Raw genomic sequence first — 26,166 nt, 5'->3', positions numbered from 1 at the left:
GCTCTCATCTGAAAAAACAAGCGACCACGACAGGTACGATAGTGCAAATCGGAATTTTATCAGACACACATAATCACCTGCCACGAACTGAGCAGGCTGTAACCATGTTGCTGGACGCTGGTGCTGAGGCACTCTTTCATTGTGGTGATCTGGCGAGTCCTGAAATTGTCGCCGCCTGTTCGGTATTACCTTTCTATTTCACATTCGGAAACCACGATTCGGATATGGTGCCTGTGCTTGAGCAGGCTGCCCGAGAAGAAGGAGCAAATTGCCTGCGGTGGGGTGGTGAAATCACGCTTGCAGGGAAACGGATCGCCCTCGTACATGGCCACATCACAAAAGATTTGCGGCCTCTGCTGGAAGCGGAGCCGGACTATTTGCTAACCGGCCATTCGCACAAAACTCATGATTTTCAGGTAGGCTCCACGCGACGCATCAACCCGGGTGCCCTGTTCCGCGCCAGCGAGTTTTCAGTCGCTCTGCTCGATCTTACGACTGACGATTTGCAGTTCATTCGGGTAAACAATTAATAACCTTCACCCACGAGGCACTCCCAGGCAAATTCGAAACCCGTCACGCGAGTCGGAGTAGCTGGGGCTCTGGAGACCAAGACGGACAGCACAGCGGGCATTACCGGGGACGTCGAAATAGTTGCCGCCGCGGCAGACGGGACGCGGATTCTCTTTGACAAAATAGAGCTCTTCGTGTCCCCCTTTCGGATCGAAGTGATCCAGGACAATTTCCCACACGCCGCCGCACATGTCCGCGAGGCCGAAGCCATTGCGCCCCTTTTCTCCATAGTGATCCACGGGGGAGACAAACGCGAAGCCATCGCTCCATGGTGCGTTTGCCAATGGCCAGATTTTGTTGCGTCCGGGTAGAAAGTCGACAGCCGAAATATTGAATCGCCCTTCTCCCTCTCTGAGATCATTGCCCCACCAGAAGTAGGTGCTTTCACGGCCGCCCCTGCAGGCATACGCCCACTCGGCTTCCGTAGGAAGGCGGTATTCCAGTCCTTTCGGCAGTCGTTCTGCCTTGCGTTCGCGTTCTGTAAGCCACTGGCAAAACGCGCGGCCGTCGTTCCAGCTCACACAAACCACTGGATAGCAGTCCCGCAACGGAAATCCGAAATTCGGATCGCGCCAACTCTTACCCTTCATCGAAATCCAGGGGTGTGGTGGCGCCTTGGCGGTAATCTTCCAATTGGGATCAAAGACTTGTGTCTTGCCGCCTGGTTTCTCCGCATCACTGACGTAACCACTCTCTTCTACAAACCGTTTGAACTGTCCCACGCTGACTTCCGTGCGGCCCATCCAGAACCCGTCTTTTACCTGCATTGGTCGTGGTTGTTCTCCTTCATACGATTCCCGCACGGTCCCCGGTGTGGCACCACCTTCAATGCCTGTCGCCCAGGCTTTCTCTTCCGGTGTACTTCCCATTTTGAATTTTCCTGGCGGAATGTAAACTACTTCCAGCGAGACATTGCCGCCCAAATCGATTTGCTTCGCCGCCCCCTGCTCTGGAGGCTCTGCGGCCACTACGAGAGCTGTGCCGCAAATCCCAGTTAGAACTGTCAGGCATACGAGGGACAATGAAAACAGGCAAACGACATTTAAGATCCTCATGGGATGTTTTCCTTTCAAGAGAAGACTCAGTATCGCAAGGCAGAACTGGCGACCCCTGCCTATGTCAGCAATATGGCATACCCGGGGAGCTTGTTAAGGCTTTACTATAGTCTAAGATTCTTTCAGGAATTTCGATACCACTGGCCCCAAATTGGGGCTATTTGTGCCTGAGATCCTGGGCATCGATCATCATTTTTTGATGATAGCTTCCATTTCGCGATAGCGGCTTTGTAATTCGGCGTTGCCGAGTTCAGGATAGAGCAGCATCGTCACGCCCAGCAGTTTTTTGGCCTCTGCTTCATCACCGGATTTAAAAGAAGTTTGAATAATGTGCAAACGCGTTTCCAGCCAGGGAAGGCTTCCGGCTTTTTCTGTCTGTTCGATCTGACGCCACTTTTGTCTTGCTTGCCGCAGGCATTCTTTGGTTCCACATTTTTCCAACAGCAGCGCCACCTGTTTAATGAGACTTCGATCATTGGGAGACTGTTTTAAGAGTGCCTGATAATATTCGAGTGCTCTGATAGGTTGATCAATTGCCAGGTAGGCTTCTGCCAGACAAAGATCTAACTGTCTTATTTGTTGTGGTTTCAGTTCGTCTCGCCGGCTTGCGAGCTTTTCCGCTGATTTTAACTGTAAGAGACCTAACTCTCTGCGGACTTGCGGTGTCAGTTCCAAATTGATTTGAGAAACTCCATTCAGAACAGAAAGCAGTTCGTCGGTCCCCGCCGTTTCCAGATTTTCAACCAATGAACGTGCTTCTGATGGATTCCCCTGTCCAGCTAACGCAATGATTTGCAGTCTCAGCGCCTGATTGGAAATGCGATTCCAATGTTGGATTTCCCGTGTTGTTTGTGAAACACTTGAATCTGATTGCTCATTGTTTCTTTTTAATTGAGCCACAATGTTAGATGAAGTGTAAACGATCAATTCCAGCAGTCGGTTTGCTTTTCGATAGAGGGGAGGCGTATCATTCAAATAGATGCGAGTTAGCTGCAGGGCAATGTCTGCCTGAATTTGTAGTTTTGCTTGATTGCTTTCGTTAGGGAAATGGGCAAGCATTTTCTCCAATACGTCAATCGCTTCTTGTCGCCATGCCTGTGTTGGTTTATTCAACGAAGAAAGGCGTAATAAAATATTTTCATAACAGCGCGCTATTCCAAGTTGTGCATCAAGTAATCTTGGATGATTTTCTGGAACTTCGGAATACAGGATGAGTGCTTTTGAGTATTGCAGCCGCGATTCTTCCAGTCGTGCCAGCATCCACCCTGCTTCATAAAAGCTTGTACCACTGGGGAAACGTTTTCGATGGGCTTCCAGAGCGGCCGTGTATGCCAGTCGTCGTGATTTTGTCCGGCTCTGAGTGTAGAGTTGTCCTAGACACCATGCCGCCAGTAGGCTGGCGTCGGCCGCTTTGGGGACAGAATCGTATCGTTGTACCAGCGATTGAAAATGCGCGGCCGCTTTCTTGTATTGTTTGTCCTTTAACTGGAGCGAAGCACTGGTGAATCCAAGTTCGAATGCCAGATCAGTATTTCCCTGTTCGGCTGCTTGTTTTGCCGTTTCGTTGTAAGCGTCGATGGCTTCTTCTGTTTTTCCCTGTGAATAAAATAATTGCGCTTGTTTCAAGCTTTGGGAAATACTGCTGCCGTATTGGTCTAGTTGCTGCTGCTGGTCAACCAGCATGCGCGCACGCTGTGCCCAATAACCAGGTTGGGACGTCCAAAGATGCTGAGTTCGTGTTTCAATTTGCTGCCAGATTTCTGCTTCCAGAGCTTCCTGCTTTTTATCTAACGCAATTTTTCTGAGCTGGATCAGGGCTTCGATTTCCAGGTAACCTAATTCGCTTGAAGTTCCATTGTTTTCCTGTCGATAGTTGATGATCTGTGTTGCTGCAAGCTGTGCTTTGTTTTCAGCCAGTAAAATTCGCATCGATTCTACAAAGAGGGGTTCTTTGAGATAGGCAGGTGGTTTTTCTTTGATTAGCCTTTGAATGGCTCGCACAGCAGCGCCTAAATCTCCAGCAATTCGCTTACATTGAATTAATGCGAGTCTGCTCATCCAGGTAATTTGTAGAGTGGAAGCACGTTGTGACAGAGGTGTCAGCCATTTTTTTGCGGCGTCGAGATTCACGGTTTTTTGCTTGACCTGATGATCGTACAAATCGGCAAGTTTCATTTTTGTTTGTGCGATCAGCAGTTGAAAATCCATCAAAGAGTCTCGAAGGAGAGCAGTCCCGAGTAATGTAAAATCTTTGTGTGTGCCTGATCTTTTTAAAAGTTGATTTAACTGTTTTTCGGACTGTGTTAATTCTGAAGCTGCATTTGTCAGATCCGAAATTGTTTTTTGCTTGAGTGCTTCATTATGTGGAACTGCTTTTACTTGCCAATAGAGAATGTCTGCTTTTTGAGCCGAGGTTCGGGAACGCTCGGCATTGAAGATCGGAGCATCAGTCCAATTGGGATGCGCTTTTAATATTTGCGTGATTGCGTTGTTTGAACGTTTCCAGAGTTCAGTTTGCTCAGCATCCTCGGCTACCATGGCATGTGCTGATAAAGTCCTCACCAGTTCCAATGAGTAGCGTGCACGATCAGACTCGGAAAGACGAGGTTGCGCAAGACGATTGAGACAATATCCCTCGGCGATGCCAAACAGATGTCGTTGCCGTAAGCCTTCAAAGTATGCGGTTGTATGATCTTCTGCAAAGCCAACATTGCAAAAAGTAATCAGCAGCATTACAAGGGAGGGGGGGAGCCATCTTGGAGACGCCGTCAGACCCCGGGGTGATTCTGATGTGATTCCCGATTGTTTTTGTCGATGGTGCATAGGCAAATCAAGTGGACAAAGCTTGGCAGAGATCAATGTAGCTGTCATTCAATGTAGACAATAAATATCTATAATCATACGCATCACAGACCTTGATTTGTGGGTCTTTTTTACAGGACCGAAATCCATATCTATTCCGCCTCAGATGCTTTCATTGTGCGTGGCTGCTCTGTCAACTCTGGTAGAGATACCAGGTCAGCTCCCGCATTTGTGCGATCAATGGCGGTAATTGTGGGGCTGCCGTCTGTCGGCTGGTTAAACTGAAGCTGACCAGCCTGGATTTCAGAGCAGGGGGTATCTACCAGTTTCTGCCGATCGACAATCCAGGGGATCTTCATTTGATAGCTGCTGATATCTGAAGAAAGTCCCCAGATATCTTTCCAGTCGAGCGCATCGAGTGAAAGTGCGCCTGTTGTACCCTGTTGCGATTGAATCGTCCAGAAAGTTTCGAAACGATCGTAATAGTTGTTAGAGCCTCGCCACGTTAATAGTTTCTGTCGAAAATCATTTTCGTTTGTATTTCCTTTCATCATCACAAAAGGAGCATCAGATTGAGAGAAAAAGATATTGTTGCGGGCTGAGACATGGAGCGGAATCAATTCGCGAGGTATGGTTCCACTGTCCATCACAGAAAGACCTTTTCCCAGCAGAAACGTACAATGATTTAATACTAATTCTAAGTGGTCGCCCTCTTCTGGTTTGTTATTACAACCGACGAGGTCTATCAATGATTGTGCAATCATCAATGCAGAATTGGTAAGTTCCAAACGAGTAGGGGCCGTTTCTCGAATCGAAAAAGCGTTCCCATCACAGCGTAGAATTGAGTTCACAATTTCCACGAATGTAGATTCCTTCACGGGGCGTTTCCCCATCATAGAATCGTCATTCAAACCCTGATTGATGGGTTCATTCATTTCAAAGAGTGATACTTGTTGACCTGTCGTATTGGAACAGGTCACAGTCACCTGGTGTAATCTAACATCATGCGCATTTTTTAGAGAAAAGATAGCCCAGGAATCTGAGTCAAGATCTTTCACATTGACAATAATTCCCAACTCAAATAGTTCCAGCGATCCATTAGCCACTTGAATCATATGAGTTTCAAAACCTTCCGCCGGTTTTTCGATGGCTTCAAATAGTAAAATGGGTTTGCGATCTTTAGCCGCTCGAATTCGAACGCGTTTATTATTGATGTGAATGGGCGCTTCTTTACGGATACCTGTAAAACCAAGTTCAATAATGCTTCCATCATCGGCGGCTGCACATGCAGCGTTTAGAGTTTTGAAATTCTGGCCTGGTGTACCATCTGGTTTAATTATGGTAATCGCCGGTATTTCAATCTTACGGAATTCGCTATTACCATTTTGGGGAAATGGTTCTGGTACCGTTTCCATTTTTTTATCGGATCGAGGAGCCAGAGGAATCCGTGAGTCGGTTTTAGCAACACGGTTAGACATTGCTAATTCTGTCTCAGCATCATTTTTCAGAAGAACTTTATTTTTTTCAGAGTCTTCGACATCAACTAAAGTGTTAATTGGTTTTTTAGAAGACAGCAATGGTATTTGGAACAGTTTTTTGAGCTCATCTAGATTTTCATCTGAGTTTGTTAAGTTTGGCTCATCTGAGTTACTCAAGAGAGAAGAGGGAGTTACAGAACCCACAGGTTCCATAGATGTCTTTTCGTTCAAAGAATCTGGAGTGTTGGTAGAGGCTATGGCTTTCGTACTTGCCTGCCCATTCGAGTTGACTTTATCAGGTTCAGCCAAAGGAGTTTTTACGTCAGGAGTGGTATTTTCAGTACCGGTTACATTCTGTTTGGCCGGGGGGACTGTGTTTTGATCAGCGTTTTGTGCCACCTTGACCGAAGAAGGGTCAAACGTCGGGTACAGTTCCAGTAGAACAACAACAACTAACAAAACAGCAACAGTCGTAATCCAGCCAACATGCCTTTCGAGAAACCCAATGCGTGTATTGGTAGGCGAAGTCCAAACTAATCCTTCCGGGTTCACTCCACGCAAATCAAGCTGGTTGGCAATTTGCATTAAGTGATACATGACTTCTTCGGGAGTCTGATATCGGTCACCAGGATCGCTGGCCATCATCTTCTGAACAATCAACGAAAGCTCACGTGGTAGTTGTTTATTGATTGCTGCCGGATCAGGTACCTTTTTTCCAGAATGGTCTAATAATTTTTGTAGAACCGTTCCCTCTCCGTAGGGAGGTTCGCCTGTTAACATGTGGTATAACGTGCAACCCAGAGAATAGATGTCACTACGAACGTCCACATTTCGTGGATCTTTTGCCTGCTCTGGTGAAATGTAGTCGAATGTTCCCAATGTGGTTCCGGCACTGGTAAGGTCTGCGGAAGCATTATCACTTTCTTTTCGCGCCAGTCCAAGATCTACCAGCTTTGCTCTACCGCCAGGAGTAATAATGATATTCGAAGGTTTGATATCACGGTGAACCACACCTGCTTTATTCGTATGTTTCAGGGCCGATGCCACCTGCAGGGCATAGTTTACCGCTTCCGCTGATGGCAGAATACCCCGTGACTGAATAATCTCTCTTACATTCGTGCCTTTAACATATTCAAAGGCGATGAAGTTTAATCCCTGATCTTCTCCAATATAAAATACACGTGAGATATTTTCATGATCTAAACGCGCTGCTGACTTAGCCTCATTTTGGAAGCGTTTGACCGATCCTGGATCCTTCGATTGCCCCGGACTGAGTACCTTCAAAGCAACGACCCGGTCCAGCCTTGTATCGATCGCACGAAAAACAGCTCCCATGCCTCCACGGCCGATACGCTCCCGAATGATGAAATGTTCTAATTTCATTCCTGAAGGATTTGGAGTTTCCGTTTGTCCGTCGGTATCAGCATTGATGGGTGGGAATAATCGATTCCAAACTGAGGAGCGCGCAAAGTTCTGCTGTGCGTCACTTTTGTCTTGGTTAGCCGTATGGCTCAGAGTCTGATCGAGTGGACTGATAATCGTCTCAGGCCCGTCCGTTTCAGGAGCAGGGCGCGCAAAAAATTCAGGCAATGATTCCTGATTTGTAATTGTGCGCTCAGATTTTGACTCGGAACTCATGATTAAAAGTTCACTTTAAAAAGCTTTGATACGATGTGTGAAATGATATCGAACTTCAATTTGTGCTAGCAACAGCTTAATCCGAATTCACGTCGATTGTTCGGAACAAATCTCAGATACTTACGTATAATATGATCTTTGAAATACTCTCGATGAGCACATTACCAAGATTAAAATACTTAAAGCTTTAATTCATATGAACTTAGCGGTCTAGAATGGCATCAGAAGTCATTCTGTCAGAATTTGAAAAAAGAAGGGAATTATGATAACCGAAAAGTATTTAATCTTTGTAAACAATATCTACTTATATAATACGCGCTATAGAGCCGAGACGTTCGGAGAAAAGTTCGAATTCCATGATTTTCACCGAATTTTATGACTCAGCACGATAGTGAATGCCTTTGGGGATGATTGGTGTTTCTGGTCGATAAGTGAACCCAATGCAATTGCAGGAAAAAATGCTCGAGTCGTAAGCTGCTTAAAGATCAGAAACGGAAACAGATCATCTACTTTAAAATTCGATAATCTTCGTTTCGTATTCTTTTTTGAGGCCAACTTGATCAATTTTCAGACCAAAGTTTTCTCCGATTTTTACGGCCTCGCCCTGACAATAGATCTCATTGTTAATGTATAAGTCCAAGGGATCTTCGCAGGCTTTATCAAAAGTAATGAGTGAGCCGGGACAGATAGAGAGGAGTTGGCTCATCTCTATTTTTTTTGTTGCCAGTGTTACAATCGCTTGCACAGGCAATTTGCTGATTCGGTTTAACGGATTATTGCTCGAATTTGGTGTAGAAGTGTCGCTCATAGGTGGAGGGGGACTTGTAGATGAAGCGGCTTGTGGAGGTTCTGGATCTTCTTCTGCTTCCGCAGAATCTGCAACTGGCGGTTTCGTCAGTGGCCAAATTACAGGGATCACAGCGCTCGGGCTCTGGCCGTCGGTTTCATCTTCTTTGAATAAATTAACCCGCAGTAATGCTGCCCAGTCATTGGGAACACCTTGCGAGACTTCTGCTAATAAACTCTCGACATGGTAAGTTTTAAATTCTTCAACGTCACCTAAATCCATGGGGATCAGGTTCATTGACCATTCTAGAGACAATGTTTGTAGACGGGAGGATTGTGAATCTCCAGGATTTGAATACCAGTCCGGCAAAGGAATATCGGCGGGGATGAGCCCTACCATTGCTTCCTCACCAATCCGAAACAAGGCAACCAAACCGGGGCCCTGAAATACTGGATCCAATTCATCTGGAGACCAAACGCCGGATTCTCCCAATTCCAGCCGATAATTGAAATCGAAACACTGGTTGAAAGAATCAGAAAGTGCAGGCATACTTTCACCAGCAAGGGCAAAAATCGCTTCTACATTTTCCTGGCTAAAGCCCGCCATATTTTACTATTTATGTCCCGAAAATGATAATTTGTTCATTTGAAGAAGTACTTTGCAATCCTCAAAAATGAATCCTACTTAAGTCTCTCAATCGACCACATTAAATTTAGTTCTTCACTCTAAATCGGCAAACTTCGCTTATTCGGAAAAGATTGACAATTTTCCGAGTGAGGGTGAGGATAGTTTAATCTTTCAGGACTTAGCTCACGTTCAGATCAGTGTGTACAGATAACGAAAATCCTGAATCAAACTTATAAGAGTGAGGTGAAACCATGCAGTGCCACGAAGTCGATTATGAGATATTTGGTTCTGATATGCAGATTGTGGAAATCGTACTGGATTCAGGTGAATCGGTCGTTGCAGAGGCGGGGAGTATGAATTACATGGAAGAGGGGATTCGTTTTGAGACCCGCATGGGAGATGGCTCTGTCCCCAACGATGGTTTTTTCGGCAAAATTTTTAAAGCAGGAAAACGAATGCTGTCTGGTGAGTCATTATTCATGACTCACTTTACGAATGATGCACCACTTGAACAGCGAGTGGCATTTGCTGCGCCCTATCCAGGAAAAATTATCGCAATTGATATGAATAAAATCGGAGGTTCGCTTACCTGTCAGAAAGATTCTTTTCTCTGTGCCGCATTAGGTACTGAAGTGACAATGGCGTTTACTCAACGACTGGGAACCGGTTTCTTTGGGGGAGAAGGTTTCATCCTCCAGCAACTTCGAGGCGATGGTATGGCGTTTGTGCATGCCGGAGGAACTGTGATAAAAAAGAAGCTGGCGGGAGAAACGTTGCGAGTGGATACAGGTTGTATTGTCGCATTCACTGGAAGTATTGACTACAACATTGAGAGGGCTGGAAATTTAAAATCGATGGTCCTGGGGGGCGAAGGCCTGTTTCTGGCAACCTTAAGAGGACATGGAACAGTGCTGCTGCAGAGTCTTCCCTTCTCTCGGTTGGCAGATCGTGTCTTGGCTCATGCCCCATCCGCCGGTGGTTCTTCTGTTGGCGAAGGTTCTGTTATAGGAGGGTTAGGTGATTTATTTGGTGATCGCTAAATGCTTATAAAGTATCAAGCATTGGTTTGATCGATGCAATAGGAGTGAATCAATGAGAGGCAGAATCTTCAATCATAGTCGTAAGAAGGGGCGGTTCATTTTCCTTTCTCTGGGAATCATTTTTATGGGGACAGGTTACTTCATCGCTTATCACATCGGGCTACCTCTTATCAAAGAAGCGAAAGCTAGTACAAGCTGGCCCACAACAACCGGAGTAATACAAAATTCAAAAGTGAAAGTTCATCGTAGCAACGACTCTAACTCTTCAACTTATTCCGCTGAAGTAATCTATCGATATCAGGTCGAGCAAAATGAATTCCAGTCTGAAACAGTCTGGTTTGGTGGTGATATTTCGACGTCCAATCGATCTATGGCACAAGAAACGGTAAAGAAATATCCAGCGAAAAAACAAGTGACGGTGTACTATAATCCCAATAAGCCTGCTACGGCTGTGCTCGAACCCGGCGTGTTTACGATGACTTATTTCTATTACATTTTTGGTTGGCTGTTTTTGGGAGTTGGTATTCTCAGTACAGGTATTCCGCTCTTTCGCACACTCTTTCGCATCATAGTTGGAAACCGTTAACCTCAATGCAGAGTTGAAGAGTCTTCAGGGGCATTTGCAAAGCGTCGAATCGCTATGGTTAATTGAAACGTACGCTGGAACTCTGCTTCGGCAAATTTTGCAGAATCGCAATGCGGATCTTTCAGATCTGCAATCTGATCTTGCTGAAAATAAAAATCTCTGATAAATAGCGTTTCCTCTCACGTATCTCATTCTCTCAATGGTTGTTCCAATATGTCTCACTTGAGCGTACTTTTTGCGCCACGTCAGGTTCTGATTGCGGTTGTGTTTCTGATATTGCCCTACTTTGCCATGGGCTGTGCGACTACACCTTATGCATATCAGACAAACGTGATTTCGCATCCGGAAATGGCTTTCGAGGATGGTGAGTCACAATTCGAGCGCGGGAAACCCAAGCCAATCTTGGATGGCATTGGCTGGGTCGTGGGAATTCCTGGAAAAATTCTTCTCTGGGATCGTCGCATTGACAATCATCATGTTTCTGAGGAGACAGAAGTCGCACTTGCTGAGTATCTTGACAAGAATGGCCTGGATCAGGTTAAAGTTCGAATCAATGAATACGATCCACTGGGAGAGTGGAGGCGGCTACGAAAAAATAAATCTGTTAGCTGGGGTTGGCGATATACGGCCGGAACACTAACGGCCCTGCATTATACATTACTCCCAGGTCGCATTATCGGTGGTGATAATTACAACCCGTTTACCAACACGATTAATCTTTACTCAGATCATGCAGCAGTTGCCTTGCATGAAGGGGGGCATGCCAAAGATTTTGCCTCGCGAAAATACAAAGGAACCTATGCAGTGGCAACAGCTCTGCCCGTGTTATCGCTTTGGCCAGAGGCGATTGCGACTAATGATGCGCTCGGTTATCTACGTGCAGAAGAAGATTACGAAGGTGAAGAGGAAGCCTATCGTGTGCTCTACCCTGCATATGCAACTTATGTCGCAGGTGCTGCTTCACCCTTGCTGTCTTATGGAGATTCAGTGATCACAGCCGGCGCGGTGATTCCAGGTCATTTATTGGGACGCTGGAAAGCTCATGAAGTGAAACAGGAGCAGCTTGCACGACTTTCTTCTCGGCCAGCGATTCAGCAGGTCTCATCTGAAGGTAATGAATTTCAGCAAGCGCAGGATACCGATGAACCAAGCGTAGTTCAGCATATTCATTTCGAAAACGAATCAGAGTAATGAAGCTAACAGGATGCTATCGCTTTGTGGTGGGAAGGGCGGGTGAGCCTTCCAGTGTTGTAAGTCGTTCGTGCGGTTCATTGCAAAGAGGATAGCTGCTGGTAGAGGAAGAAAGAATGTCTGCTAAAGACGTTTCAGAAAAAGCAGTTTCTGTTTCCCGCATTGCATCGTCTAGCTTGCGATGCAATGGACATAAATTTGCGCCATGACCTTTGAGCCCAAGTGGACACGTTTTGATTCTGCAAATCGGATCGACTGCGTTGACCACTTCCAGTAGATTCAATGCATCAGGTGTCTTTACCAGTGATATGCCTCCACCAATGCCTCTTTGCGAATGTACGATTTGGGACTGACGCAGGCTTTGTAATACTTTCGAAAGATATGCTTGAGGGACTTTGGTGGCTTTCGCAATTTGCTCTGTTGTGCACGGATTTGGAGACTGGTCCGCTAAATGAACAATCGCTCTGAGTGCATATTCAACTGTCTGAGAAAACATAAGCAAAGTCCTTGGAAATGACAACTGGACATTGATGTCTATTATTGTGTCTGCTATTCTGCGTAGCAATGATATTTTAGTAATAGGGAAAAAGTTTAGATATTTATTTAGTCGCTCTTCTTCATTACAGGATTCAAAATGAAACACATCGACGAGGCTAAGCTGGAAAACGACCTGTTATACCGATTTCAGTATCTCACCGAATTTATTGGTGTGAATGAAGATGATTTACAGGCAATCCATTCCGCAGCTGATGCGATCGCACCTTTGGTTCCTACTTTAGTTGATGCTGTTTATGACCAACTTTTTAAATATGATTGCACAAAACGTCATTTTGTGCCACGCCAACACGGTTATGATGGTGAAATTCCTGAAAGCATTGAGACACTGACTCTCGATCACGAAATGATTCAATTTCGTAAACAGCATCTCGGACGCTATCTGGAAGCTTTGGTGACAAGACCTTACGACGAGAAAATGGTGCAATATCTGGATATGGTAGGCAAGATTCACACTCCCAAAGCAGGTAGTAAAGAATTGAATGTACCACTAGTACAGATGAATGCCCTCATGGGATTTGTTTCGAATGCGTTAGTCAGTACACTTCTCGGCCTGAATCTGGATCGGGAAACCGAAGTCAAAACTCTAGCGGCATTCAACAAATTACTCTGGATTCAGAATGATTTGATCACTCGTCATTATCAGGCATAACGATTTCAGGGGAATCGGATTACGGACGGAGATCGACGCAGGCGACGTTTCCGGATGAGTCCCGACAATAGACGAGTCCGTTACATAAGACAGGGACTGTCCAGCATTGGTGATCGAGGACTTTAAACCGGGAAATTTCCTGGTATGACTCTGGAGAAGCTTTTGCTATCACCAAAGTTCCTTCATCCGACAGAATGATAAGCTTGCCATCTGCAATCAGCAAAGAGCCACAGCCAAATCCCGCTTCCCGCCATTTCATTTTTCCCGTTTGTTGATCAATGCAGGTTAAGCGTACGATGCGCCCTAAATTAGAGTTGCCGTTCATTCCATAAAAATGTTTTTGATAGAGCACGCTATTGTTGAAATGATTTTTCATATCGCGATTTGTATAACGGGTTTTTAATTGTAGATTATCGAAATCAAACAATGCACACCCTTTTCCATAACCCGAAGAAATAAAGATACTCTTTCCATCAATGATAGGAGTTGTGGAATTAGTAGCAAAAGGTGAAGGCCAGTCGAAGGTCGTTACTTCTTTTCCATCGTCGGCACGCGTTATCGTCAAGCATTCATTGTTCAGCAGAGCTATATAAGTCGTTCCATCGATTTCGAAAGCTGTCGGTGTTCCATAACCGGGCATATGCGGCGTCGATTTCCAGAGTTCGACTCCCGTTTTTTTATCGAGGGCGACGAGTCGGCCTGCTTCGACAATCAGTTTGTCTCCGAGAACCAGAGGCGAACAAGTGAAACCCCACTCGGGAACTTTCATTTGATAAGCTTCGGTCAATCTTTTTTGCCAGACGATGTTACCTGTCTGGATTTCAAAACAGAGTAGGTTTCCATCTCGACTGTTCGTATAGAGAAACTCTCCATCGATGGTCGGGGTTGCACCAGGACCTCCTGCATTCAGGCGATTGACCAATTCAGCAGGGTAGGTATGTTTCCAAATCTCTTTTCCGGTCTCTGCATCCAGACAAAAGACTGTTTCATTCCCCGCTTTATGTCCCATGGTATAGATGCGGCCGTTGGCTGCAGAAATCGAGCTATAACCCGTTCCCACGTTTCCACGCCACAGGACAGTGGGTGGTTTTTGCGACCAATCCGCACGCCAGTTTGTTTCTGGTGAGATACCGTTGTAGTCAGGTCCGAGCCAGTTTGGCCAGTAACCGGTCTTTGAATTTTGTTGACTGACAAACTGAGCATCATTAAATGAAACTTCGACCACAGTCACAGGGTCAGCCTGTGCTTTTAGGATTTCCTTCTTTGTGGAATCTACTTTAATGGTCGACTGAGTAGAATCACTACAGGCTGCCATGAGCGTGCCCACGACAATTAAGCAAAGCAGAGTGACGGACTTCATTTGGTTCTCCTTGATGATCGTCACCCTATTATGAGCATTCTTTGATTATTGGGGAATGTCAACTTTGATACGCAGGTCTCTCAATTGATGTGGATCTACTGCTGAGGGAGCACCACTCAATAAGTCAGCTGCTTTTTGTGTTTTAGGGAACGCAACTACGTCACGGATGTTATCATTCCCGCATAAAATCATCACAAGTCGATCCAGTCCCAGGGCTGCTCCTGCGTGAGGTGGTGCACCATATCGCAGAGCCTGCAACAGAAAGCCGAATCGTTCTTCCGCTTCTTCGGCAGAAATGTCCAGCAGATCAAAGATTACCTGTTGGACACTCTGGTCATGCACACGAACACTGCCGCTCGCCAATTCATAACCATTCATGACCAGGTCGTATGATTGTGCCCGTACCTTGGCAGGGTCACTTTTGAGATACTCAAGGTCTGCTTCCACTGGTTGACAGAAGGGATGATGTTCCGCCTCCCAGCGCTTCTCATCTTCATTGTACGAAAATAGAGGAAAGTTCGTTACCCAGCAACATTTGATATCGTTGGGATCATATAGTTCCAATTCTTTCCCCAAGCGATTTCGTAACGCCGCTAGAGCCGCTGATGTCACAGTACATTGATCGGCGACGAAAAACAGCAGATCGCCTACTTCGGCTTGCATGGCTTCCATAATCTTCTGTTTGTCAGCTTCAGAAAAGAATTTTGCGATGGGTGAGTGCAGGCCCTCATCTGTGACCTTGAAGAAAGCCAGCCCTTTGGCACCGTATTCCCCTGCAAATTCTGTGAGGCCATCGATGTCTTTTCGGCTGTAACGGTCAGCTGCTCCCTTGGCATTCAGACCACGTACACGGCCACCCGCTTCCATGGTTTTCTTGAAAACGGCAAAGTCGCAAGTTTGAGCAATTTCAGCAATGTCCACCAGCTCCATGCCGAATCGTAAATCGGGTTTGTCTGAACCATATTTTTCCATGACATCTTGATAGTCATAACGAGGCAATGGCCGTTCTGTTTCCTCATCTCGCAGATCTTTCACTAATTTGCTAATCAGACCATCAATCAACGAAAGAATGTCTTCCTGATCGACAAACGCCATCTCCAGATCGATTTGTGTAAACTCCGGTTGTCGATCAGCGCGTAAGTCTTCATCTCGGAAGCAACGTGCAATTTGGAAATAACGGTCATAGCCGGAAATCATTAGAATTTGTTTGTAGATCTGTGGAGATTGAGGTAAGGCATAAAAACTACCTTCATGGACACGACTGGGGACCAGATAGTCGCGAGCCCCTTCCGGAGTGCTTCGACCGAGGATAGGAGTTTCGATTTCGAGAAATTGATGCTCATCAAAATAGTCGCGTGTTAACTTGGTGAGGCGATGTCTTATTTGCAACGCTTCCTGCAGACGCTCACTACGAAGATCGAGGAAACGGTAGGTCAAACGAAGTTCTTCGTTGGGCAGTTCGGTTGTCCCTGGTTCAAACGGTGGTGTTTTGCTTTTATTAAGAACTTTGAGCTCATGCCCGCGCACTTCAATTTTACCAGTTGCCAGCTTTGGATTTTCGCGATCATCTCGTAAAACGACTTCTCCTGTCACCTGAATCACATCTTCTGCACGCAGGGAACGCGCCAGTTCATGCATTGCAGCATCACGATCGGGATTAAATACGATTTGTGTGATTCCGTAGCGGTCTCTCAGATCGATGAAAGCCAGGCCTCCATGATCACGACCTCGAATTACCCAGCCTGCGAGAGTCACTGACTGCCCAACATGGTCTAATCTCAATTCTCCGCAGGTATGTGTTCGTAACACCGTAGTAAGTCCTTGTTTAGAAAGCGTTTTTTCCAAAATAATGTCTGTTTTGGCGGATCCAACCTGATTGATGGAACGATCTGACTCAAAAGTCGATTTCCGCAATTTATATCGGGAGAGATGGTCCCTCATAAATCTTTGCCTCTTGGTATCGCGAGATCCCAGATGAATGTCCGAGGTCCTCTATCAGCTTTTGAAACCAAAAAATCGGTGGTGCTGATCTTATTGGAGCGGGGAACGAGTCGCAATGAATAGAATGATCGTACCCTCATCTCGGCAGGTATCTTTTTCTGTTATGTCCGATTATTCAGACCAGAAAGCGAATTAATCACCGGTGAGGGTTGTTTTGTTCACTTATCTGCGGCTGCGCCAACGACGAAACAGCCTTCGACTCCGTCTTTCCGGACAGCAGTTACAATCATTGCTGTTACCAGCAGCTGTTGCAGGAATCGGTTCGATGCGATTTTCTTTTTCTTCATATGGTGCAGTGACAATGTTCTTTGATGAGGATTGCTTATTTACATTTTTGGAGGTAACTGCTTTCTTCTGAGTCACCTTCAGGAATTGCTGATATGCGGCCGCCACTTGTCCTTGTTGGGTATTACCTGAGTGAATATAAATTCCATACTTCAGATTCAATTTTTCTCCCGCTTTGAGATGCTTCGGATCTATCGGCTGTTTCTTGTTCGTGTAAGCATGATCGCCAAACGGACTGATAGTAAATAGCCCGTAGTTACGCACATGATAACGAGACTTTTTATAGTTTTGAGGAGAGTCCATCAGCGTGACTCCATAGACTTTGTCATTCAGCGGGCCATAGTAGTCAATCCACTCGGTTGGTTTGCCCCAGTTGTCCTTAGTACCTTTGATGCCTGTATTATTTTCTACACTGCCTTCCTCTTTTTCCCGCATCCCATTAGGCAGGCGAATGCCAAACAAGCCTTCTTTCGTATCTTCAAAGACAACAGGTTTAGCACCGGCAGTAAATGTGATGTTATAAGTCAGTAATCGATTCGCATAAATTGAAATGATGGTATTTTCCGTGACAATCGGTTTACCATCTGAACCTTGCCATTGGTTGACAACTCTCATTACAGCGGGATTGCCAGATGCTTTGATGATTTTTACGCGCGAATTACGAATTTTGCCTTTTTCAGCCCAGAAGTCGACTTCATTGACTTCATCAACGGCCACCCAAATCCCTTTATGGTGTGGATGATCTTCCGGATCGACCAGCGAGCGGGTAATGATCGTTCCATCGGCGGCACGTACAGGAGAGAAAAAAGGCTTGGGAAGATCTCTTCCCGTGTTATAGGTTGCAAAGGGTTTCCCATCGATGGAAACGTTGACTTTCGACCCTTTCTGAGTAATTTGAACGGACGCACCGTTGGCAATGGTTGTTGTAGACAAGCCGACAAACAAACAGATCATGCTGAACACGATTTTCACGGTGAGAATTCCTCAATTTTAATCAGTCGTTTATAGTTTGTAATGAACAATGCGTTATTGTGTGCTGAATACCATCTCGGCGCCAAGTCGTACAGACATTTTCGCAGACTTTTTCCCGAACTGAGCTGGGACACGGTTTGCGAATGGGCCTTTTGTTCTGTTATTCTAAAGAGTTTGGATTATGATTTTTTGTTGGTAATCTAAACGAAGAAAAAATAAAATAGAAACAATGAATAGACGACGACGGTTACGTACCACTTCTTCTCTCAAATCGTATCCCGAGAAATTTGCTTCTTTGCGGAGCAATTCGGCCCCGGAAAAAGAACCGGATTGGGAAATCGCGCTTTCGGGAGATCTCGGCGAGAAGGAACCCGATCTCGTCTCGCGGTTGGTTGATTTACCCCGTGGAAGCCGTGGTACGATCTTCTTTGATTCGCCCGGTGGTTCTGTTTATGCTGGTCTCACATTAGCCAGTCTAATCCGTCTGCGAAACTTAAATGTTGCCGGAGTCGCATTAGGCGAATGCTCATCTGCGGCGATTCTCCCCTTTGCAGCATGCAAGCATCGATTTGTAACCAGCTATACGACGCTCCTGTTCCATCCCGTTCGCTGGCAAAGTGAAGATGATGTACGATTTGAAGAAGCCGTAGAATGGGCTCGACATTTTAAAGTTATGGAATCTGACTTTGATCGATTGCAGGCGCAGCTATTTGGTTGTGAACAAAGTTTACTCGATCAATGGACGCGACCAGGTAAGTTTGTTTCAGGACAAGAACTGGTTGATGCTGGATTAGCACAATTGGTTGATCCCTTTTCATCAGAAGATCAATGGAAGCTGATAGAGAAAAGATAGTGAGAGTTTTTTTAGGAAAAGCTTTTATTTTTCGGAACCGAATCAAGTTCAGATTACGTCTTAATTATGAAATAACAACGTCTTTAGAATTCTGTCGAAATAAATCCTCAACAGTTTTTGGTTAGAGAGATTTTTCATGAGCTACTTAAAAATGATCTCTTTTGCAGTGTTTAATCTCGTTTTCACATGCGTTCCCTTAGCTTCAGTGCAGGCAGAAGAAGTAAAATTAAAACCGATTACTGTTCCTAAAATATTGAAGGTCGCTCATCAGATTCAGAAATCCGCTCCACCAAATCTGATACTCAATGTGGTCGGAGAAGTTCCGACAGGCGGTTATACCAAGACAAAGCTATCAAGGGTCGTTTACAAAAAACCGCCTAAAGATGGAATTCAAGATTATAAACTGACGGCAGTACCTCCCTCAGGAATTGCAATCCAGGCTATCTCCCAGGTAACTGCCTCCAACACATGGAAAGGCTATCCGAATTGGGTGAAAGGCATTCGTGTCCACGGCGTGAAATCTGGAACTGTACTGATCAAGTTCGATCAAGGTGGTGATACCATTCAACCAGTGCGTCGCAGATTCAAGGGAACTTCTAAGGATGGTTCCTTTGAAAAAGCACTCACTGATGCGATTACAAAATTAAATCAAGCATTGTCAGCAGGGGGTGTGAACGACGCCTCAGCGACTTGGAAGGTGGTAAAAACATCGGGACAGGTTGGAGGTATTGCTGGTCAGAATCAATTAAGTGTGGTCATTTCTGCAGAACGGCAGCCTCCGTGGCCACAAAAGAAGAAATCTAAAAAACAGCCTCAAAAGAAAAAATAATCAGGACGTTGGAAACAACTTATCCCTTTGGGGCAATCACGCCGGTTTCCGGACTGGAAGCAGTCGCATAGAGCTTCCTGGGAATCCGGCCAGCGAGATAGGCATCGCGTCCCGCCTCGATCGCGCTTTTCATAGCGCGTGCCATACGGACGGGGTCTTGTGCACCAGCGATTCCCGTATTTAATAACACCCCATCACAGCCGAGCTCCATCGCGATTGTGACATCGCTGGCAGTTCCCACGCCGGCATCAACGATGACAGGGTAATCGGGATCGTCTTCTTTCAAATATTCCAGACAGATGCGAATATTGTTCGGGTTCAAAATTCCCTGACCGCTGCCGATAGGACTACCCGCAGGCATCACTGATGTCGCACCCGCTTCTTTCAGACGTTTCGCAGTGATTGGATCATCAGTTGAATAGCAGAGTACAGAAAATCCTTCATCTACCAGCTGTTTCGTAGCTTCCAGGGTGGCTACTGGATCAGGGAGCAACGTTTTCGTGTCACCGAGAACTTCAATTTTTACCCAGTCGGCGCCTGGGTTTTCCAGACCTCGTAAAATCTCACGCCCCATACGTGCCACGCGAACCGCATCTTCAGCGGAAAAACAACCTGCGGTATTTGGCAGAATGGTATATTTTTCCAGATCAATGAAATCGAGTATATTCCGACCAGCTGCATCAATTAACCGTTCGCGGCGTACCGCCACAGTAATGACGTCGGCGCCACTGACCTCAAGACTTTCTTGCATCAATTCGTAAGTTGCATACTTTCCGGTACCCACGATCAACCGGGAGTTAAGATGATGAGTCCCCAAAGTAAGAGAGGTTTCTGTACTGCTTATCGTTGCCATATCTGTTATCCACCGCCTACCAGTGTTACAATCTCCAGGCGATCACCTTCCTGCAGTGTACAGGTAGCGTGTTCTTCGCGTGGAATTAAAATCAAATTTCGTTCAACAGCCAGATATTTGGGCTGGAGTCCCAGTTGGGTCAAAAGTTCGGTTACTGTTAAATTCTGGGGAACCTCTTTGGCTTCACCATTCACTTGAATTTGCACCAATGAGACTCCTTCAACTAAGCCAATAATCAGTAGACAACACACATCAAAGCAGAGTCATCTAACGATCGTATTTGTTATGATTAGCAAAAATGAGTTTAGATGTGATACTCCTAATCGTCAAGGAACGCCCTAAATACCAGATATACAATTTGAAGCAGGAATTTCCGATTCTATTTTCAGATGGGGGACACAAACACAACTTCGTTGGTTCCAGTAAGTAAATTTCACAGATTCTTTACAAGGCTTTAATATGCTTCTATATAACTAATTAGGAAACAGAATTTTGTCACAGAGTTTAGAATATTTTACCAAGGATCAGATAAAATGTCGTGCATGCGTTTCCCTCATTCCATTGTTTTTTTCACAGGCCTAGTCATGGTGTCAGCGACTTCTGATCTTACTGCTGTCGAAATCATCGGACACCGCGGCGCTTCATACGATGCCCCGGAGAATACGCTCGCTTCTGTAAATCTGGCCTGGCAACTCAACGCGGATGCAGTTGAAATCGATATTTATCTCACCAAAGACGAGAAGATCGTTGCCTATCATGATAAAACCACAAAACGCATCGGGGGACGTGATCAAGCGGTGAAAGAACAGACTTTCGCAGAATTACAGACTCTGGATGTAGGTGCGTGGAAAAATTCGAAATACAAGCACGAAAGAATTCCCACGCTGACTCAGATTCTGAATACGATTCCAGACAATAAGCGACTCTTTATTGAAATCAAGTGCGGTGCCGAGGTGCTGCCGCAACTCAAGCAGGATTTGGACGCTTCCGGAAAAGCAGCAGCACAGACAGTAATCATTGGCTTTGATTATGAGACTATGCAACAGGCAAAGCAGATATTTCCAGATTTGAAAGTGTATTGGGTCTTCAAAGTGAAACAGAACAAACTAACAAGAAAATGGGTGCACAACGCGGATTATTATATTCAAAAAGCAACAGACGCTCATCTGGATGGTCTGGATGTTGGTTACAATAAATTCGTGACGAAAGAGTTTATTAAACGCGCCAATTCAGCCGGGTTACCCGTTTATGTCTGGACAGTCAACTCGGTAAAGGATGCTAAAAAACTTGTAAACATGGGTGTTGAAGGCATTACTTCCGATCGTCCTGGACTACTGAATTCTGAATTCAAACCAGAAAAATAGGAGCTTTTCCCGCGGACATTCAGGAGTCTCGTATTGATTTAGGCGAGAATTTCTCGGAAAATAAAGAGCAGTAGCGTTTTTCCGAGAAAGTTTGCTTAAAGGTTTTGACAAATGTTAACACGGGTGAATTTGATTGCAGGATGCGCCCTTATCACAGCATCAATTTTACATTGCGAAGTCTCGAATGCGAAAGACGCTGAAAAAACGACTAAGCTTCCTCAACAGGCGATTGAGTATATCCTGGATCTGGAGAGTGATGACTTCAAAACGCGTGAAAAAGCGACACGTGCATTACCTGAGTATGGTGAACAGGTTATCGAACCACTGCTGAAAGTCACTAAAGGCGATAGTCTGGAAGCCTCCGTTCGTGCAATCCTGATCATTGAGCGGATTTATGAGCTGGGGAAAAAAGGTTCTGTCGGCAAAGCCGAAGACGCGCTCGATACCTTGACCAAGGCTGCTAACCCTTCAGTAGCGGTCCGTGCCGAAGAGGCTATAGATCGTCATGCCGGTTTTCGGGAGGCACGTGCTGTTCGCGAAATCAGAAAATTGGGAGGGAAGGTAAAGCTCTGGACAGCGGAAGATATTGCACAAGCCCCACCGAGTGACAATATTTTACCAGGGCAGGTACGGTATCTTGTCTTAGGGGCCAAGTGGACAGGAGGCGAAAAAGGGTTGCGCTTCATAAAACGAATTTCCCGACTTGAAGCTCTCTATGTAATAAAAGGTCACCCCATACCAGAGCCAGCAATAGATGACTTGCATAAAGCGCTTCCAGGAACTCATTTTCAAGATCGGGACAGTGACGCCATGTTAGGAATTTCTAGCGGCGCGCTTTCCGTTAATAATGATCCTTGTAAAGTGGGTAGCGTTACTAAAGGATTAGCGGCTCAAAAAGCGGGTATTCAATCGGGAGATATCATCACTAAATTCAATAACGAAGAAGTCGAGCATTTTGAATCGCTAATAGATCTCATAGGTAAAAAAGAAGCCGGTGATACTGTGGATATTGAGTTGTATCGAGATGGAGTGCTAATGACGTTAAAGGTGACACTCAGTAGCTGGCTGGATAAGTAGTTTAGTGTTTAAGCTGTTGCAGCAGTTTTAGTGTCGTCTGGCGAATTTTTGTTTCTGCATCGATTTCTAAGTAACTGCTACGAGCAGGCCAGGTTTCATATCCACCCAGCGCATGTTGTTCAGCTGTCGGCAGGTAGCCACTGGAACCGTTAGCCAGTTCCATCGAGAACGTGGCAGCAAATGGACTCTGCCGTTTTATTGCCAGGCCAGTTTCCGTAAACACTTCGCAAGGTAGTCCTACGATTCCCAGATCACCAATGCGAATTGCCTGAATGATGATAGACTCTGTTTTCGGATACTTGCTCAGTTCAATTGCTTCATTGGCATAAATTTTTGACCAGCGATGCGCCGTTTTCTGTTGCGGATTTGCTAAAATTGTTTGAGCCCACGCCAGTCGATCCGCGTTAGGGCGGCGTACTTTCAAATCGAGTTCTTGCTCCATCATTGCCAGTTTTAAGTTAGATTTATAGTCAAGGTTTTGAATTACGTTCAATGTTTGATCAGCAAACTGTTTCCCGGATTCTTCAATCCATTCAAAAGCGGCATACTTGCGCCGATCTTGTTTCATGACCGCTCCAATATTTCCACTGGTTCCATTCGACAGCATTCCCACGAACGGAGGATGTGTGTTATGCTTTTCCAGTTTTTTGGTGAGATGTCTTGCATAGGAACCGAAATAGTCGGCGCTGATTTGACCCTTTTGATAACCACCACAATAATGAATACTCATATTTCCTAAAATTGCCAGTGGTGTCCCGTCTAAATGTTGTACCGAGAGGATCGAACACTGAGGGTCAATGGGAGCAGCTGGCTGGATGACATGCTGACTACGTCCAGAGACGGATTTGATCTGATCACCGGCAACACCAAACGGATTCAATGAGACGCTCCCTTTTTTCGACAAAAACCTGCGGCAGGCGGCATACTTGCCGGCATCGAAAGAACCCCAGCCAATGCGGGCAGGTTTGAGATTTTCTTGAGCCTGAATAACGGCTTGGGCGATTAATTTTACCAGCGTGTCATAATAAGCATCATCAAGTTTTCCCACACGGCCATAGGGAACACGTGGTGCGGCGTGTGTATGCGTGCTCGTCATGAGGATGCGATTCATAGCGAAGCCGGTTTTCTGATTGACGATATTTTTCGCTCGATCAAAGTATCTGCGTTCCACCATACAGAGATCATTCACACAAATCGCGATCCGTTCCTGACCATCGTCAAGTACCAATGCCCGTGCAAAGAGCCGGTCGTGTATTCCAGTCACAGGCCCATTCTTGGAAATCACCCCATCGAGGGAAATACCGATGGGAGGTGTAATATCTACAGCTGCAGCTCCAGCCCGGAGAGTCGGCTCTTCAGCCTGAGCGACAACGTCCGCGGTAATGAGAACGAGAGAACTGATAAACAAAAACGCGATGCAAAAAATACGCGGCGACATAAGTGACCTCTTGAACGAAGAGTCAATGGGAACAGAAAATTTCATTAGCCTGTATCCAGATTTATTGTAGCGTCTCCAGTACTGTTTGGACTTCGTATCATCGCTTTGAAGCCGCTATGGTTAAATTGGACGCGTTATAGAATAACAGATCGCTGATCACCAGATCCAGATGATGGCTTCGATTTTGCGTGAATGCTTTCATCTGAGTCTACTGATAATAGAGCGGTCACTAATCCATTATTTGCTCTAGAGCATTAGTCTGCTGATTTCGCCATTGTGCCATCTCATTGGAAACAAGAAATGCCATAGCGCCGCCACGGGCATCGGTTCCGAGGATAGCCATGCGGTCAAGATACCCTCGCAAACTGGTCTGTTTTCCGGTTCCCGTACAGACATCAACGAGTGTGCCATCAAAGGCGACACGCGTTTTGATCGCATTCCAGGCACGCTCAATGAGGGGCGCGTATTGTTTTTCATCTAGCCAACCCTCACGTACGCCACGAATCATTGAAAAGGTAATCATACAAGTACAGGTGAGTTCACGGTAACTTTCTCTGTGGTCGATGACTTGATGCCACATTCCAGTGGGGTCCTGATGACGACTGAGTGCTTCAAGATGACGTCGATGACCAGCAACGAAGCTTTGTCGTAACGGTGAATTCAGAGGGAGTTCAGTGAGCACAAGAGCCAGTCCCAGCGCGGGGAAGCCATTACCACGTCCCCAGGCTGCGTCGCTCAAAGGGGAATTACGATAAATACCATCCGGTCTTTGGTCCAGTTTCTGGATGAATCGCCAATGTCGTTGAGCCATTTCATAATAGCAGGGATCTCCCGTTAAGCGCCCCACAGCTGCCAGTATTGGACACGACATGAAGACCGCATCACTCATCTCGACATGAAATGGCATCGATTCACGCAAATACCCTTCTTCATCAAAGCCAAGGTCCGCTGCCTGTTTTGCCAGATTGACATATTGCCGATTACCGGTTGCTTTCGCTAGTTCCGAAAACAATAAATGCCCGGCAATCAGACTTCCCCCTCCTCGGTTTTTGAGAGGTTTTGGGTTTTTCGAAAGGTATTTTTGCGTAATGGCTTCAACATGAGACAGTCGATTCTTATCGCCTGTGAGCTCTCCCAATCGAATTTGGCTGATGAGTGAGACGACAGGCAGGTAGGATAATCTTTTCAGTTCATGGCCATACACTTTGGAAAGTTGAGTGGCGACTTGAATTGGTGTACGTTGTAGACGGCGCATCATTTCCAACCGAGCGGGGGAAGGCCCTCGGAATTTGCTTTTTTGGATCGCCGTCAATAATGTTGGTAGAAACATTGGTGAATTGTTTGGCGCGATCTCGACAGCCAGCGCAGGTAGGCGTCCTATCTGAGAAGGTGGTTTATAAGCCAGACTGGAAACAAGCTCCCAACCAAAAACCGGACGAACTTGTGGTTGTAATTGTTTTCCTAAGGTGCGTGCAGATCTAAGGGCATCGACGGGAATGATCCATTGAAACTGTTTTCCCTCCCGAACATCTAAAACGAGGTCGGGGGCATGCATGCCAATCCAACGCCATAAATATTCCGTTTCGGGTTTGGTGGCACTCTGGTAGGCAGGACTTACAGGAGGATAACCGCGAGTGGGATTTCCGTTTGTTGCATTCTTGGGACCCTTTTCCAAAACCCAGCCATCCGGGTTCGCGATCGGGATCGCCGAGACTGAAAATGTATTGTGGAGTGGTTTTGCTGCAGTGGAACCATAAAACCAGTTAACGGCACTGATGACAGAATTCACCGAAACTTCGGATCCGTCAAGGCCACCAATCAGTAGAATGCGTATTTTACCTGTCTGAAAGTTAAGATCCTCTTTGGTATAAACGCAGGGAATGGGTGTCCCTTTACGGGTCACACCAATGGCCGAATGAATGAGCGCAGGTCGTTTTTGTATTGACTGCAAACGTTTTTGAATGGCTGTTTTGAAATCGACCGTCAATTCAGGTTTCTGAGCTTCAATGGAAGCCGCTGAGAGCATCTCTACCAGAAAGGAATTCAACAAGAAGAGAATCAAACAAGTAGTATAGAGGTGAGGTTTCATGGACGGTAGGATCCGGGCAGGTGTTGAGTCGCGTGGTAAAAACATGGTGTTTTCTGAAAAGGTT

General features: G+C 45.8%; 21 protein-coding genes. 9 read left to right on the top strand and 12 right to left on the bottom strand.

Translation table 11 applies throughout. From position 1 onward, the window contains the following. Nucleotides 1-41 precede the first annotated feature (41 nt). Nucleotides 42-530 (top strand): metallophosphoesterase family protein, encoded by a 489-nt coding sequence (locus V144x_RS27515; RefSeq protein ID WP_144990323.1) that lies wholly within the window; start codon nt 42-44, stop codon nt 528-530. 6 nt (nt 531-536) lie between these two features. On the opposite strand, the gene V144x_RS27510 is transcribed toward V144x_RS27515, so the two are convergent. The 4 genes from V144x_RS27510 to V144x_RS27495 form a co-directional block, all read right to left on the bottom strand. Next, nucleotides 537-1,625, bottom strand: coding sequence for a formylglycine-generating enzyme family protein (locus tag V144x_RS27510; RefSeq protein ID WP_144990321.1), 1,089 nt, complete (start codon nt 1,623-1,625; stop codon nt 537-539). A 189-nt stretch (nt 1,626-1,814) separates the two neighbouring features. Next, nucleotides 1,815-4,448 carry a tetratricopeptide repeat protein gene (locus tag V144x_RS27505; protein ID WP_144990319.1) on the bottom strand — a complete coding sequence of 878 codons (2,634 nt, stop codon included), beginning with the start codon at nt 4,446-4,448 and terminating at the stop codon, nt 1,815-1,817. 131 nt (nt 4,449-4,579) lie between these two features. After that, entirely contained in the window at nt 4,580-7,543 is a 2,964-nt protein-coding gene (locus V144x_RS27500) for a serine/threonine-protein kinase (RefSeq protein ID WP_144990317.1), read from the bottom strand. A gap of 511 nt (nt 7,544-8,054) precedes the next feature. Beyond that, the gene (locus tag V144x_RS27495; protein ID WP_144990314.1) at nt 8,055-8,936 is read right to left on the bottom strand and encodes a FliM/FliN family flagellar motor switch protein; all 882 of its coding nucleotides are present in this window, start codon (nt 8,934-8,936) and stop codon (nt 8,055-8,057) included. A gap of 272 nt (nt 8,937-9,208) precedes the next feature. Here V144x_RS27495 and V144x_RS27490 point away from each other — a divergent pair, with 272 nt between their 5' ends. From V144x_RS27490 to V144x_RS27480, 3 genes are all read left to right on the top strand, one after another. Beyond that, entirely contained in the window at nt 9,209-9,997 is a 789-nt protein-coding gene (locus V144x_RS27490; RefSeq protein WP_144990312.1) for a TIGR00266 family protein, read from the top strand. Between the two features lie 52 nt (nt 9,998-10,049). Then, nucleotides 10,050-10,583, top strand: coding sequence for a DUF3592 domain-containing protein (locus tag V144x_RS27485; protein WP_144990310.1), 534 nt, complete (start codon nt 10,050-10,052; stop codon nt 10,581-10,583). A gap of 213 nt (nt 10,584-10,796) precedes the next feature. Then, nucleotides 10,797-11,774: a zinc metallopeptidase gene (locus tag V144x_RS27480; protein ID WP_144990308.1), complete on the top strand. Its 978-nt coding sequence runs from the start codon at nt 10,797-10,799 to the stop codon at nt 11,772-11,774. Nucleotides 11,775-11,790: 16 nt separating this feature from the next. Here the strand turns inward: V144x_RS27480 and V144x_RS27475 are convergent, their stop codons facing one another. Further along, nucleotides 11,791-12,270 (bottom strand): RrF2 family transcriptional regulator, encoded by a 480-nt coding sequence (locus V144x_RS27475; protein ID WP_144990306.1) that lies wholly within the window; start codon nt 12,268-12,270, stop codon nt 11,791-11,793. Between the two features lie 138 nt (nt 12,271-12,408). On the opposite strand from V144x_RS27475, the gene V144x_RS27470 reads away from it, so the two are divergent. Then, complete coding sequence (locus tag V144x_RS27470; protein ID WP_144990304.1) at nt 12,409-12,981, top strand: protoglobin family protein; 573 nt, start codon at nt 12,409-12,411, stop codon at nt 12,979-12,981. Nucleotides 12,982-13,000: 19 nt separating this feature from the next. Here V144x_RS27470 and V144x_RS27465 read toward each other — a convergent pair whose 3' ends face one another. The 3 genes from V144x_RS27465 to V144x_RS27455 form a co-directional block, all read right to left on the bottom strand. Then, on the bottom strand, nt 13,001-14,341 hold the full coding sequence (locus tag V144x_RS27465; RefSeq protein WP_144990302.1) for an outer membrane protein assembly factor BamB family protein: 1,341 nt from the start codon (nt 14,339-14,341) through the stop codon (nt 13,001-13,003). A gap of 45 nt (nt 14,342-14,386) precedes the next feature. After that, a complete protein-coding gene (gene aspS, locus V144x_RS27460) occupies nt 14,387-16,150 on the bottom strand; it encodes an aspartate--tRNA ligase (RefSeq protein WP_144991197.1) in 1,764 nt (587 codons plus the stop codon). 354 nt (nt 16,151-16,504) lie between these two features. Further along, nucleotides 16,505-17,599, bottom strand: coding sequence for a DUF6807 domain-containing protein (locus V144x_RS27455; protein WP_144990300.1), 1,095 nt, complete (start codon nt 17,597-17,599; stop codon nt 16,505-16,507). A gap of 229 nt (nt 17,600-17,828) precedes the next feature. On the opposite strand from V144x_RS27455, the gene V144x_RS27450 reads away from it, so the two are divergent. Both V144x_RS27450 and V144x_RS27445 read left to right on the top strand, forming a co-directional pair. Then, nucleotides 17,829-18,452 carry a ClpP family protease gene (locus V144x_RS27450; protein ID WP_144990298.1) on the top strand — a complete coding sequence of 208 codons (624 nt, stop codon included), beginning with the start codon at nt 17,829-17,831 and terminating at the stop codon, nt 18,450-18,452. 136 nt (nt 18,453-18,588) lie between these two features. Next, nucleotides 18,589-19,281, top strand: coding sequence for a hypothetical protein (locus V144x_RS27445; protein ID WP_144990296.1), 693 nt, complete (start codon nt 18,589-18,591; stop codon nt 19,279-19,281). Nucleotides 19,282-19,300: 19 nt separating this feature from the next. On the opposite strand, the gene V144x_RS27440 is transcribed toward V144x_RS27445, so the two are convergent. After that, nucleotides 19,301-20,134, bottom strand: a complete 834-nt coding sequence (locus V144x_RS27440; protein WP_144990294.1) for a thiazole synthase — start codon at nt 20,132-20,134, stop codon at nt 19,301-19,303. A 5-nt stretch (nt 20,135-20,139) separates the two neighbouring features. Then, on the bottom strand, nt 20,140-20,340 hold the full coding sequence (gene thiS, locus V144x_RS27435) for a sulfur carrier protein ThiS (protein ID WP_144990292.1): 201 nt from the start codon (nt 20,338-20,340) through the stop codon (nt 20,140-20,142). A gap of 327 nt (nt 20,341-20,667) precedes the next feature. Here thiS and V144x_RS27430 point away from each other — a divergent pair, with 327 nt between their 5' ends. Together V144x_RS27430 and V144x_RS27425 are read left to right on the top strand one after the other, a co-directional pair. Further along, nucleotides 20,668-21,498, top strand: a complete 831-nt coding sequence (locus tag V144x_RS27430) for a glycerophosphodiester phosphodiesterase (protein WP_144990290.1) — start codon at nt 20,668-20,670, stop codon at nt 21,496-21,498. A 111-nt stretch (nt 21,499-21,609) separates the two neighbouring features. Next, nucleotides 21,610-22,575 carry a PDZ domain-containing protein gene (locus tag V144x_RS27425; RefSeq protein WP_144990288.1) on the top strand — a complete coding sequence of 322 codons (966 nt, stop codon included), beginning with the start codon at nt 21,610-21,612 and terminating at the stop codon, nt 22,573-22,575. Nucleotide 22,576: 1 nt separating this feature from the next. Here the strand turns inward: V144x_RS27425 and V144x_RS27420 are convergent, their stop codons facing one another. Together V144x_RS27420 and V144x_RS27415 are read right to left on the bottom strand one after the other, a co-directional pair. Next, a complete protein-coding gene (locus V144x_RS27420; protein WP_197998668.1) occupies nt 22,577-24,013 on the bottom strand; it encodes a neutral/alkaline non-lysosomal ceramidase N-terminal domain-containing protein in 1,437 nt (478 codons plus the stop codon). A gap of 229 nt (nt 24,014-24,242) precedes the next feature. Beyond that, complete coding sequence (locus V144x_RS27415) at nt 24,243-26,147, bottom strand: glycoside hydrolase family 88 protein (protein ID WP_197998667.1); 1,905 nt, start codon at nt 26,145-26,147, stop codon at nt 24,243-24,245. Nucleotides 26,148-26,166: the final 19 nt, after the last annotated feature.

It is taken from the genome of Gimesia aquarii (assembly GCF_007748195.1).
Lineage (GTDB): Bacteria > Planctomycetota > Planctomycetia > Planctomycetales > Planctomycetaceae > Gimesia > Gimesia aquarii.
The sequence above is the reverse complement of the archived record's forward strand: the minus strand, read 5'-3'. Positions and strand labels throughout refer to the sequence as shown.